The sequence below is a fragment of the Peribacillus sp. Hz7 genome (genome assembly GCF_042136355.1).
Taxonomy (GTDB): domain Bacteria; phylum Bacillota; class Bacilli; order Bacillales; family DSM-1321; genus Peribacillus; species Peribacillus asahii_A.
This window is the reverse complement of record NZ_JBHHJV010000002.1, coordinates 403,742-416,445: the sequence shown is the minus strand read 5'-3', so window position 1 is coordinate 416,445 and position 12,704 is coordinate 403,742. Positions and strand designations below refer to the sequence as shown.

At 38.5% G+C, this 12,704-nt stretch carries 13 protein-coding genes; all 13 read left to right on the top strand.

Going from position 1 to position 12,704, the window contains the following annotated elements; genetic code table 11:
• Window positions 1-11: 11 nt before the first annotated feature.
• The 13 genes from spoIIIAF to ACE199_RS05565 all read left to right on the top strand — a co-directional run bounded on the left by spoIIIAF (window position 12) and on the right by ACE199_RS05565 (window position 12,575).
• Entirely contained in the window at window positions 12-617 is a 606-nt protein-coding gene (gene spoIIIAF / locus ACE199_RS05625; protein WP_375348913.1) for a stage III sporulation protein AF, read from the top strand.
• Window positions 618-621: 4 nt separating this feature from the next.
• Complete coding sequence (spoIIIAG, locus tag ACE199_RS05620; RefSeq protein WP_375348912.1) at window positions 622-1,278, top strand: stage III sporulation protein AG; 657 nt, start codon at window positions 622-624, stop codon at window positions 1,276-1,278.
• A 14-nt stretch (window positions 1,279-1,292) separates the two neighbouring features.
• Window positions 1,293-1,943 carry a SpoIIIAH-like family protein gene (locus tag ACE199_RS05615; RefSeq protein WP_127761292.1) on the top strand — a complete coding sequence of 217 codons (651 nt, stop codon included), beginning with the start codon at window positions 1,293-1,295 and terminating at the stop codon, window positions 1,941-1,943.
• 725 nt (window positions 1,944-2,668) lie between these two features.
• Entirely contained in the window at window positions 2,669-3,175 is a 507-nt protein-coding gene (gene accB / locus ACE199_RS05610; RefSeq protein ID WP_375348911.1) for an acetyl-CoA carboxylase biotin carboxyl carrier protein, read from the top strand.
• Between the two features lie 14 nt (window positions 3,176-3,189).
• Window positions 3,190-4,542, top strand: coding sequence for an acetyl-CoA carboxylase biotin carboxylase subunit (accC, locus tag ACE199_RS05605; protein ID WP_375348910.1), 1,353 nt, complete (start codon window positions 3,190-3,192; stop codon window positions 4,540-4,542).
• Between the two features lie 27 nt (window positions 4,543-4,569).
• Window positions 4,570-4,983: an Asp23/Gls24 family envelope stress response protein gene (locus tag ACE199_RS05600; protein WP_127761289.1), complete on the top strand. Its 414-nt coding sequence runs from the start codon at window positions 4,570-4,572 to the stop codon at window positions 4,981-4,983.
• 373 nt (window positions 4,984-5,356) lie between these two features.
• Entirely contained in the window at window positions 5,357-5,749 is a 393-nt protein-coding gene (nusB, locus tag ACE199_RS05595) for a transcription antitermination factor NusB (RefSeq protein WP_375348909.1), read from the top strand.
• Window positions 5,750-5,816: 67 nt separating this feature from the next.
• The gene (gene folD, locus ACE199_RS05590) at window positions 5,817-6,692 is read left to right on the top strand and encodes a bifunctional methylenetetrahydrofolate dehydrogenase/methenyltetrahydrofolate cyclohydrolase FolD (protein ID WP_375348908.1); all 876 of its coding nucleotides are present in this window, start codon (window positions 5,817-5,819) and stop codon (window positions 6,690-6,692) included.
• A gap of 246 nt (window positions 6,693-6,938) precedes the next feature.
• Complete coding sequence (gene xseA / locus ACE199_RS05585; protein WP_375348907.1) at window positions 6,939-8,291, top strand: exodeoxyribonuclease VII large subunit; 1,353 nt, start codon at window positions 6,939-6,941, stop codon at window positions 8,289-8,291.
• Entirely contained in the window at window positions 8,288-8,527 is a 240-nt protein-coding gene (locus ACE199_RS05580; RefSeq protein ID WP_286676481.1) for an exodeoxyribonuclease VII small subunit, read from the top strand. The genes xseA and ACE199_RS05580 overlap by 4 nt, the downstream gene beginning before the upstream one ends.
• Window positions 8,527-9,417 carry a polyprenyl synthetase family protein gene (locus tag ACE199_RS05575; RefSeq protein WP_127762614.1) on the top strand — a complete coding sequence of 297 codons (891 nt, stop codon included), beginning with the start codon at window positions 8,527-8,529 and terminating at the stop codon, window positions 9,415-9,417. The genes ACE199_RS05580 and ACE199_RS05575 overlap by 1 nt, the downstream gene beginning before the upstream one ends.
• Before the next feature lie 433 nt (window positions 9,418-9,850).
• Window positions 9,851-11,743 (top strand): 1-deoxy-D-xylulose-5-phosphate synthase, encoded by a 1,893-nt coding sequence (dxs, locus tag ACE199_RS05570; RefSeq protein ID WP_375348906.1) that lies wholly within the window; start codon window positions 9,851-9,853, stop codon window positions 11,741-11,743.
• Window positions 11,744-11,747: 4 nt separating this feature from the next.
• Window positions 11,748-12,575, top strand: a complete 828-nt coding sequence (locus tag ACE199_RS05565) for a TlyA family RNA methyltransferase (RefSeq protein ID WP_375348905.1) — start codon at window positions 11,748-11,750, stop codon at window positions 12,573-12,575.
• The last annotated feature ends 129 nt before the right edge of the window (window positions 12,576-12,704 follow it).

Genomic DNA, 12,704 nt, shown 5'->3' with positions numbered 1-12,704 from the left:
GAGGAGATATCGTGGATTTTTTAGCTAGTTGGATCTCGAATATTATTATCTTTATTCTATTAGCGACCGTAATCGATATGCTTCTTCCGAACTCAGCTCTGCAAAAGTATTCAAAAATGGTGATTGGGCTGCTGCTTATAGCGGTTATTATTACCCCAATTTTGCGTTTACTTCATACAAATTTTGACGATGTTCTAGCCTCTGCGACGATTCAATTTGAACAGGGAGAGGCTCAGTCACTTGGAAATTTAACAGAATCGAAGAAAAAAGAAATACAAGCTGCCCAAAGTGCATATATTTTAGAACAAATGGCTGTCCAATTACAGGCAGAGGCAGAAGAGGAGCTGATGGAGAAGTATCAAATGGAGATTCAGGATATTCAGGTAACTGTTAAGGATGAAGAGAAACCGGAACCAGAGAATTTACAGCATATTACGATTAGCCTATCAGAAGTAAAAGAGGATGAAACCATTGAAGCCATTGCGAGGGTAGAGATTGATACAAAGCGTGCTGTTGTGACAGATGATGCACGCTATGCAGATGTGAAACAATTCCTAGCAAATACTTGGTCCATTGATGAAGAAATGATTCAAATTGCCGGGGAAAGGAGGGACTAAACCATTGAAAAATGAAAAAGGTCCATTATCCTGGCTCACTCAATTTTTGAACAAACATAAAAATCAAAAGGATAAAAAGCCATCACTCTATGTATATGTCTTTATCATCGTTCTACTTGGAATGGGGATTATGATGGTCGGTAATTTATTTACGGCTAATCAACCGGAACAAAATGAGAACCTTCAATCCGTATTTAACAATAAGGAAGCAACAAAAGACACCGAAGTATTTGGTCAGAAAAACGAATCAGAATTTAAAACAACACGAGAGTATGAGGTGTATTTACAAAATGAGATGAAAGAAGCGCTGGAGATGATTGCGGGTGTCAGTGATGTGAAAGTTGTCATCTATGTGGATGCAACAGAGAAAAAAGAATTTGAAAGAAATAAAGTAACCCAAAAACAGGTGACAGAAGAAGCTGATCAAGAAGGCGGGAAGCGAACGGTAGAAGATACTTCGATTGATGAACAGCTCGTTATTATAAAAAATGGTGATAAAGAGGGTCCAATTGTTGCACAAACGAAAAAGCCTAGTGTTAGCGGTGTATTAGTTGTTGCCAAGGGTGCTGAAAATATCCAAATTAAAAAATGGATTGTAGAGGCGGTAACTCGTGCTTTAGATGTACCAAGCCACCGCGTATCTGTAATGCCTAAAAAATAGGAGGGTGTACAATTATGTTATTGAAAAAACAAACAGTATGGTTATTAACGATGTTAAGTCTTGTCGTCGTATTATCTGTCTATTATTTAACATCTCCTGAAAGTGTAGAAAATGCAGCGACAACCGAACAGCAAAAGAATGAGCAAAATGAAAATGCTATGGTTGGAGACGAAATGGAATCAGAATCAGAATCAGTAGCGAAGCCTGATGCAAATGACACAAAGAAAGAAGAACAATCAGATACAAAGTCAGACACAAAATCAGATGAGAAAGCGGAAAAAGATTCTGAAGCATCCGTAGCGATTACTTCTGGAGACGATACATTTGACGCTTTACGTATGCAAATTGATGATGAACGATCTAAATTAAGCCAAGAATTAACAGAAAAAATGGGGAATACAGAGCTAAGTACCGAGGAAAGAAACGCTGCTTATGAAGCAGTCGAACAATTAAGTGAGATTAAGGTAAAGGAAAATATTTTAGAAGGAATGATTGTTTCACTAGATTTTGATGCGGCTCTTGTACGTGTAGATGGGGACGATGTGAAGGTGACGGTAAAAGCTGAAGAGCAATCGGCAGCTGATGCAAATAAAATTATGCGCCTTGTTCGAGGAGAAATAGAAGAGGCTAACGATATTTCCGTAGAATTCCAGGTAGGGAAATAAGGAAAGAAATAGGATGATCTGATACACAACAGTTTTATAGATTAAAAGAGTAAAGCTTTAGTCCCTTTCGTAATAAAAGAAAGGGACTTTTTTGAAATTTATTAGGAAATATAAAGGATGAGAGAGAGGGAGGATAAAAAGTTATTTGAATTTTAATGAAAATGATGTAAGCGATTACTTTTTATATGAAGTTTTCAGTTGAATATTTTTACAAATGTTATATTAGAGGTGTTTTTTGAGTTTATGGATTCAATAATTTGTAAATTTATTTTAATTATTATATGGTTAATTTTGGTTTGTTGTTTGCTGATTTTTAAGTTAATTATGTATTTTTGATAAACTAATTATTGAATTTTCAGTAGATTGTATCGTATGATGTTAAGGGCTAGATAATAATTTTTTTTTACTGATTTGAAAATAATATTCCACAGTAATGAAATCTCTGTTATACTACAGGTAAGGTATTAATTCTTGTAATTTTAAAGAACTAATAGTAATCCGCTCTAGCCATTAAAATATGTGAATTCTTCAGAATTTTTTTGAAGTAAGCGTCTACATTATTAGCGGACGTTTCATGAAAAAATTATTATGAGGATAGCATATAATTTGACAGAGTAAATTTCTTTTAAGGATGTTTTTTTCTCTTCGGTGCGGACAGACTGTAGTTGAGAGTTACTGAAAAGATGCCTCAACCAAAACATTAAAACAAGACAAGGAGTGCCAAGATGAAAGTACAAGAAATTCGTGAAATTATTAAATTAGTTGATCAATCAAACATTAGTGAATTTTCTTTTGAACAAGAGGGTTCAAAAATTAAATTAAAGAAAACAGAAGTAGGTACAGTTGTTTACCCAACAGCAGCTCCAGAAGTGAAAGCTGTAGAAGCTCCAAAAGCTGCTCCAGCACCAGTTGCTGCACCAGTAGAAGCTCCAAAAGCTGCTCCAGCACCAGCTGCTGCACCAGTTGCTGCTGTAGCTCAAGATACAGAAGGATTACATAAAATCACTTCTCCAATGGTTGGAACTTTCTATCAATCTCCATCACCAGACGCTGATGCATATGTAAAAGCTGGCGATAAAGTAACTGGCGATTCAATCGTTTGTATCGTTGAAGCAATGAAACTTTTCAATGAAATTGAAGCAGAAGTAAACGGTGAAATCGTTGAAGTGTTAGTTAAAGACGGCGAGCTTGTAGAGTACGGTCAAGCATTATTTTTAGTAAAGCCTGAGTGAGGAGCTGTTCCAAAATGATTAAAAAGGTATTAATTGCAAACCGTGGGGAAATTGCAGTACGTATTATTCGTGCTTGTAAAGAACTAGGGATTGAATCAGTAGCAGTTTATTCTGAAGCTGATAAAGATGCCCTTCATGTTCAACTTGCTGACGAAGCATATTGTATTGGACCTAAACTATCAAAAGATAGTTATTTAAATACAACGAATATTCTTAGTGTAGCGAAGAAAACAGGGGCTGACGCTATTCACCCTGGTTATGGCTTCCTTGCTGAGAATGCTGACTTTGCGGAGCTTTGCCGTGACGTAAACATTACGTTTATCGGACCAAGCCCAGAAGCAATCAGCCAAATGGGTACAAAAGACGTAGCACGTCGTACAATGGAAGCTGCAAATGTTCCAATCGTACCTGGTACAGAAGGCGTTATCGCAAGCGTTGAAGAAGGTGTAGAGTTTGCTGGTAAAATTGGTTACCCAGTAATCATTAAAGCTACAGCCGGCGGTGGCGGTAAAGGGATTCGTGTTGCAAGAACAGAAGAAGAACTAATTAAAGGCATCAACATCACGCAACAAGAAGCAGCAACAGCTTTCGGGAACCCAGGTGTTTATATCGAGAAATTCATCGAGGATTTCCGCCATGTTGAAATCCAAGTTATGGCTGATAACCATGGCAATGCGATTCACCTTGGAGAGCGTGATTGTACAGTTCAACGTCGTTTACAAAAACTTGTTGAAGAAACTCCATCACCAGCTCTTGACGGTGAACTACGTGAAGAAATGGGCCAAGCTGCTGTAAAAGCTGCGCTTGCAGTTAACTACTCTGGTGCAGGTACAGTTGAATTTATCTTTGATTACAAAGCTCGTAAGTTCTACTTCATGGAAATGAACACTCGTATCCAAGTAGAACACCCGGTTACAGAAATGGTAACAGGTTTCGATTTAATTAAAGAACAAATCAGAGTGGCATCTGGTGAAAAGTTATCGATTTCACAAAAAGATGTAACATTCAATGGTTGGTCTATTGAGTGCCGTATCAACGCTGAAAACCCAGCGAAAAACTTCATGCCTTCAGCTGGAAAGATTCAAAACTATCTTGCGCCAGGCGGTTTCGGAGTACGTGTTGATTCAGCGGCATACCCAGGCTATTCAATTCCGCCATACTATGATTCAATGATTGCCAAATTGATTGTTCACGCTCCAACTCGTGAAGAAGCAATTGACAAAATGAAACGTGCTTTAAGTGAATTTGTTGTTGAAGGAATTCATACAACAATTCCGTTCCACCTTAAATTACTTTCTCATGATCAATTTGTTTCAGGAGAATTTAATACGAAATTCCTTGATATTTATGATGTAATGAACTCATAATGTAAAGGAAGATAGGAGGTGCTTGGAATGAGTGAAGTAGAAAATCAATTGCTTGAAGTGACTGACTATAATAGTGGACTTGGCAAGGTTGAAATTGCTCCAGAAGTAATTGAAGTCATTGCGGGGATTGCTGCATCCGAAGTTGAAGGGATTGCTCATATGCGCGGTAATTTTGCGACAGGTGTCGTAGAAAAGCTGGGCAAGAAAAATCACGGCAAAGGTGTTAAAGTCGATTTAACTGGAGAAGCAATTAAAGTGGATCTCTATTGTGTCATGAAGTTTGGAGTCTCTATTCCGAAAGTTGCGCAAGAAGTACAAGATAACATTCGTCAAGCTTTGTTAAACATGACCGCTATTGATGCTGGTGAAGTAAACGTACATGTTGTCGGAATACAATTCGAAAACGCAAAGCAGGAAGCAGATTACGAGCAAGATATTTAATCATTCTAAACGAATCCTCGAAAAACCCGGCTATTCGCCGGGTTTTTTGTCGTAAGGCTGTTTCGTTTTCTCTGAAACGCTTGCAAGATGCGTAAGTGCTTGAAGTTATCCTTTAATTCATGTTTATTTTCTGTTAGAGTAGATAAGATGGATGTAAGAAAGTTATGAAAAATGGGCACAGTAAGTTTAATAAAGAGGCCGTGTTACACAATGTTGCTAATTAAAGTATCGTAAATAACAAAGCCGATGAAAAAGAACGATGGATATTATGGGGAGAATAAAGAAAATCTTAATATTTTTGTTTTTTTATAAATTAATGTTCGTCTGTGCAGGCATTTTCAGATATAATAGTAGATGTTAAAGGAGTAAGATGATGAAAAGAAGAACAGCACGTGAAAAAGCCCTTCAAGCATTATATCAAATCGATATCGTTGGAGCAGAAGTACAAGATGCGACGGAAAGCGTATTGAATGGTGCAGAACCTGATCGCTATTTAGAAGCAATAGTCACAGGTGTTACAGGGAAACGTGAAGAATTGGATGAAATCATCCGTGGGAATTTAGAGAATTGGAAATTAGAAAGACTGGCGAATATTGACCGGAATTTACTTCGTATGGCCGTTTATGAAATGGTCTACAGTGAAGATGTTCCTGTTAGTGTTGCAATTAATGAAGCGATTGAGATTGCTAAGAAATTCGGTGACGATCAATCAAGCAGCTTTGTAAATGCCGTTTTATCAAAAGTAAAAGCTCATTTAGGCTTTTAAAAGCTTGGCTAATCGGATGCCACCGCAATTTCTTTTACAGCATAATTATTCTTGGGAGGATACAATCATGACAGCTCAAATTATTAATGGGAAAGAAATTGCACAGGCAGTGAGACAAGAAATTCGTGAAGAGGTAGAACAATTAAAGCAAAAAGGTCTTGTGCCTGGTTTAGCTGTAATTTTAGTTGGAGATAATCAAGCTTCACAGACTTATGTGCGTAATAAAGAAAAGGCATGTGCTGATTTAGGTATGCATTCTGTGTTGATTAAAAAACCTGCTACACTTTCACAAGAAGAACTAATTGAAAACATTAATGAATTGAATCAAGATGAATCGATTCATGGGATTTTAGTTCAACTTCCATTACCATCTCATATTAATGAGGAAGCTATTATTGAAGCTATTTCACCGGAGAAAGATGTAGACGGCTTCCACCCAATTAATATTGGAAGAATGATGACAGGACAAAGTGCTTTTTTACCTTGTACCCCATATGGAGTTATGGTAATGCTCAAACATATTAATTATGATTTGGAAGGCAAGCATGTTGTAGTTGTTGGCCGAAGCAATATTGTTGGGAAACCGATGGGACAATTGCTATTAAATGCAAATGCGACAGTAACTTACTGTCATTCTAAAACAAAAGATTTGACTTATTTCACAAAGCAGGCTGATGTCATTGTTGCGGCGGTTGGTAGAAGAAATACAATTACGAGCGAGCATATTAAAGAGGGTGCGGTCGTGATTGACGTAGGAATCAACCGAAATGAAGAAGGGAAACTATGCGGGGACGTTGACTATGAAGATGTGTTAAGCAAAGCTTCCTATGTAACACCAGTGCCAGGAGGCGTTGGACCGATGACGATTACAATGCTAATGAAAAACACTATAGAATCAGCTCAAAAAGCATATAGTGTACGCCAATCTGCTTTAAAATGTTAAAAAATCGTTAAAATATTTCGATGAAGCGGTTTCTTGTTTTATAATAACAAGAGACCGCTTTTTTAATAATGTAAGCAAGTATAAAATGTTTGACACGTTTTAATGTTTAGCTCTAGGCGCCATCGGCTCTATCGTTTAGATAATCGCTTCGGAAGGCAAAGAACGTCTTCTATCAGTGCTTATCTTATGCTTGTCGGCGATAACGGGCGCCTTGCGCTTTTCTTATAAGGAGACGGAATTCAAAATATGAGTGAACAACAATATTTGAGCGTTTCGGCACTAACTAAATATATTAAACGAAAATTCGATGTGGACCCGCATTTACAGCATGTTTATATAAGAGGGGAAATCTCAAATTTTAAGCAGCATACAAGCGGGCATATGTATTTTACGTTAAAAGACGAAAAATCACGTCTTTTAGCCGTCATGTTTTCGGCCCATACTAGAGGGATGAAGTTTGTTCCGGAAAATGGGATGAAGGTACTTGTACGTGGTGACGTAACGGTTTATGAGGCGAGTGGACAGTATCAAGTCTATGTAAAACATATGGCCCCTGATGGAATTGGTGACCTATATTTAGCTTATGAGCAATTGAAGAAAAAGCTTGAGGAAAAAGGAATGTTTAGTGAGCAGCATAAGAAGGTGATCCCTCCTTATCCTCATACTGTTGGGGTTATTACATCACCTACAGGAGCTGCTTTAAGAGATATTTTAACAACGATTAAGCGTCGTTACCCGATTGCCAAAGTGATTATTTATCCTGCACTTGTACAAGGAGTAAATGCTGCGAAATCTATTGCTTTAGCGATATCGAAGGCAAATGAGCGAAGAGAAGCGGATGTGCTGATTGTAGGTCGTGGTGGAGGGTCCATTGAAGAGCTTTGGGCTTTTAATGAAGAAATCGTAGCCGAATCTATCTATGATTCTGATCTGCCTATCATTTCAGCAGTCGGTCATGAAACAGACTTTACAATTGCTGATTTTGTCGCGGACCTGCGAGCGCCAACACCGACAGGAGCAGCTGAGATGGCTGTCCCTCATATGAATGAAGTGCTGGAGCGACTAATGAACCGAAAAAATCGTCTAACACGCTCCGTACAGGAACGGATTCATTTCGAATCGAATCGTTTAGCCAGGTTAGAGAAATCGTATGCGTTTCGCTACCCGCAAAAAATGTATGAACAAAAACTAGAGCAACTAGACCGGGCTATGGAGCGTTTACAGAAAAATAGTGAGCGCTATTTTATGAATAAGAAAGAAGCATTAGAACAAATAGATGCCACCTTAAGACGTCAACATCCTGCAGAAGCTCTTCAACGCTCAAAGCAATCATTAGAGCAGCGTCATAAAAATTTGAATCGCGCCATGATGGCTATTTTAAAACAAAAAACTCAATCATTTGTTCATATAACCTCGACTTTATCGGCCGTCAATCCTCTGCAAATTATGGAAAGAGGATACGGGCTAATCTTTGGGGAAGATGAGAAGCTCATTAAAAGCACGAAGCAAGTGTCTAAAGGAGATAAGATTTCTGTCTCGATTAAGGATGGTACACTTACATGTAAAATTGAAGAAATTCAAGAGGAGGTAGAGTCGTGAAGGATCAACAAGAGCTTTCATTTGAAGAAGCAATGGAAAGTTTAGAACAAATCGTAGAAAAGTTAGAGGAGGGAGATGTCCCTTTAGAAGAAGCTATCTCGATTTATAAACAAGGAATGAACTTATCTCGTCTTTGTCATATGAAACTGAAATCGGTAGAAGATCAATTAACGGAAATCTTAAATGAAGATGGACAATTAGAGAGTTTTACAACTGTAGAGGAGGAAACACCGTGATGCTAGACTATGCTACGTTTTCCAGAGAATATAAGGCGGTTATTGAGAAGGAAGTTGTTGAGTATGTGAGAAAGTTGCAGGCACCTTCTATTGTGAAAGAAGCAATGATTTATTCATTAGAGGCAGGGGGAAAACGAATTCGTCCAATGCTTACTTTTGCTGTATTAGCTTCCTTTGGTCGAGATATAGAACGTGCTATTCCGGTCGCAGCTGCCATTGAGATGATTCATACTTATTCATTAATTCACGATGATTTACCTAGTATGGACGATGATGATCTTCGTCGTGGTAAACCAACGAATCATAAAGTTTTCGGTGAGGCCGTTGCTATACTTGCCGGTGATGCATTACTTACATATAGCTTTCAATTAATTGCAGAGATGACTCATTCTGAAGTAACTCCAGAGATGAAATTAGAATTAATTTCAGAAGTTAGTAAATCTGCGGGAGCTGAAGGAATGGTCGGTGGTCAAATTGCAGATATGGAAGGGGAAAATAAGCAATTGACCCTTGAACAGCTAGAATACATTCACGAGCATAAGACAGGTAAACTATTAGCAGCTAGTATTTTATCCGGTGCTATTTTAGCAGGAGCGAGCGTCGAGCAGCGTCAGCATTTACGGCAGTTTGCTTTTCACTTAGGACTGGCCTTTCAAATCCGCGATGATATTCTCGATATTGAGGGAACGGAAGAAGTACTTGGCAAACCGGTCGGCAGCGATACGACTAATCATAAAAGTACTTATCCAGCACTGCTTACGTTACAAGGTGCAAAGGAGAAGTTAGCAGAGCAGGTTCAATTAGCTCAAGACGCATTAGCAGAGACTAAGTTGCCTACAATGATTCTACTTAGTGAACTGACTGATTTAATCGCAAACCGCAACCATTAATTTATGTAACGAATTTGTGATGAATTAAGGTTTATGCTATAATTGTAATGCGAAAATATGTGGAACTAATTAAATTTGTGATGATTGTATACAGTCGCCGAAATCATTTTGGATGCAGGCGGCTATTTTTACTATTGGCTGTGTTTCATCATATCGTTAATCAACCGTATCGTATACTAAAGCCTTACTTAGAAACCGTATTCTCTCTATAGAACAAGCTTTGGTATAATGAAGATAGAACTCGATTTTGCCAGGCTGAAAAGTACGATAAGTCGATAAAGGTTTGCTTATTGAAAAATACACATTATAATGACTTATAAATAAAAATAAAAACAACTTAAAAAGATTTTTCGGACTAGCGTTATGAATGTTTATGTTATGCTTGCTTTGTAATAGCTGTTTGCCGAAAATGACAGAAAGTGAGTGGTCCTGTTTGGATCTTCTATCTATAAAAGACCCTTCATTTTTGAAGAGCTTGAGCAATGAGGAATTAGTTGAATTAAGTGCAGATATTCGTCGATTTCTCGTTGAAAAGACATCGGTAACAGGCGGGCATATCGGTCCTAATTTAGGTGTCGTCGAATTAACGATTGCTCTTCATAAGGAATTCGATAGTCCAAAAGATAAAATTATTTGGGATGTAGGGCACCAATCGTATGTTCATAAAATTTTAACTGGACGAGCTAAAGATTTTGATACATTAAAGAAATATAAGGGACTTTGTGGGTTTCCGAAGATGATTGAAAGTGAGCATGATGTTTGGGAAACCGGACATAGTTCTACTTCTCTTTCTGCTGCCATGGGAATGGCGGCTGCACGAGATATTAAACAAGAACAAAGCTATATTCTACCTGTAATAGGAGATGGTGCCTTAACCGGTGGAATGGCACTAGAAGCACTTAATCATATTGGGGATGAAAAGAAGGATATGATTGTTATTTTGAATGATAACGAAATGTCCATTGCACCAAATGTTGGTGCGCTTCATTCTGTGCTTGGTCGACTTCGTACAGATGGCAAATATAATCGTGCCAAAGACGAATTAGAGTGGTTGTTGAAAAAGATACCAGCAGTTGGCGGTAAATTGGCAGCAACAGCAGAGCGTCTAAAAGATAGCTTGAAATATGCACTCGTTTCAGGAATGTTTTTTGAAGAATTAGGATTTACGTATCTTGGGCCGGTCGATGGTCATAATTACGAAGATTTGTTTGAAAACTTCCGTTATGCGAAAAAAATAAAAGGTCCCGTTTTATTACATGTTATTACGAAAAAAGGAAAAGGATACACACCTGCTGAAACGGATACGACTGGAAATTGGCATGGGACGGGTCCTTATAAGATTGAAACGGGTGATTTTGTTAAGTCACATAGCAGCGGTCCAGCATGGAGTTCGCTTGTAAGTGAGACTGTTCGTAAGTTAGCGCGTCAGGATGAGCGAATTGTAGCAATTACACCAGCTATGCCTGTTGGTTCGAAGCTGGAGGGCTTTGCTAGTGAATTCCCTGAACGTTTCTATGATGTCGGCATTGCCGAACAGCATGCTGCAACGTTTGCGGCAGGACTTGCTACGCAAAAAATGAAACCGTTTTTAGCCATTTATTCGACGTTTTTACAAAGAGCTTATGACCAAGTTGTGCATGATATTTGTCGTCAAAATTTAAATGTCTTTATCGGGATTGATCGAGCGGGTCTTGTTGGATCAGATGGGGAAACACATCAAGGGGTCTTTGATATTGCATTCCTTCGTCACGTACCGAATATCGTTTTAATGATGCCAAAGGACGAAAATGAAGGCCAGCATATGGTGAATACAGCGATTCAATATGATGATGGGCCGATTGCGATGCGTTTCCCACGAGGAAACGGCTCTGGAGTACCAATGGACAAAGAGTTAAAGCAAATTCCAATTGGTAGTTGGGAAGTGCTTAAAGAAGGCTCGGATGCTGTCATTTTAACCTTTGGTACAACAATTCCGCTAGCGATAAAGGCAGCCACACAGCTGGAGAAGGAAGGCTATTCTGTTAAAGTTGTAAATGCTCGCTTTATTAAACCGATGGATGAGAATATGTTAAATGCATTACTAGGTAGTAAACTTCCTATTTTAACGATTGAAGAAGCGGTTCTTCAAGGCGGGTTTGGTAGTGCGGTGATGGAGCACGCTCAAGAACAAGGATTTTACGGTGCAATTATTGACCGTATGGGAATTCCAGATTACTTTATCGAACATGGCAGTGTCGATGAACTGTTGGAAGAAATCCATTTAACAGCCGAAGCGGCTGTTAAGAAAATCAAACGAATGACACCGAAAAAACAAAAAAGGGCATGAAGCGATGAAAGTAATGAAAGAAAGGCTAGATGTTCTCCTCGTACAACAGGGACTAGCTGAAACACGTGAAAAAGCAAAACGAATGATTATGGCCGGACTTGTATACGCCAATGAAGAGCGATATGAAAAGCCAGGTGAGAAGGTGCCTGTTGATTTAGAGTTTTCCATTAAAGGAAAAGTCATGCCTTATGTCTCAAGAGGCGGATTAAAGCTCGAGAAGGCGCTGAAGACCTTTGATGTAACTGTTGAGGGCAAAATTCTTTTAGATATCGGTTCTTCAACAGGTGGATTTACGGACTGTGCGTTGCAAAATGGGGCCGTGATGTCGTATGCGGTGGATGTTGGTTATAATCAATTAGCTTGGAAACTTCGTCAAGATGAGCGGGTAAAAGTGATGGAGAGGACTAATTTTCGTTATGTAACACCTGCTGATTTGGACGGAGAGATGCCAAATTTTGCGAGCATTGATGTCTCATTTATTTCTCTTACATTAATCTTACCCGTTCTTAAAACGCTGCTTGTAGCTAAAAGTGATGTGATTGCACTCGTCAAACCCCAGTTTGAAGCAGGGAAAGACCAAGTTGGGAAAAAAGGGATTGTTCGCGACCCTAAAGTTCACAAAGAAGTGTTGAATAAAATTATTACGTTTGCTGTCAAAGAAGGGTACGATGTCCAAAATGCTTCGTTCTCTCCGATTACTGGAGGAGATGGCAATATTGAATTTTTATTACACCTTAGTTGGCAGGGCTCGAAACAAACGGGAGAGAATTTTCTTCGTCAGTCAGTTGATGAGATTGTGAATGAAGCTCATGCTCAGTTTAAGAAAGAATAATTTGTCGCTCCTTTAGATTTTGGCTAGAGGAGCTTTTTTTATCACGGTTATGTTATAGAGCGTTGTTGATTTTGTCTTATTTCGTTTGAAATTGACATTTCATATGTATTTTATACAACTGCTGGATGT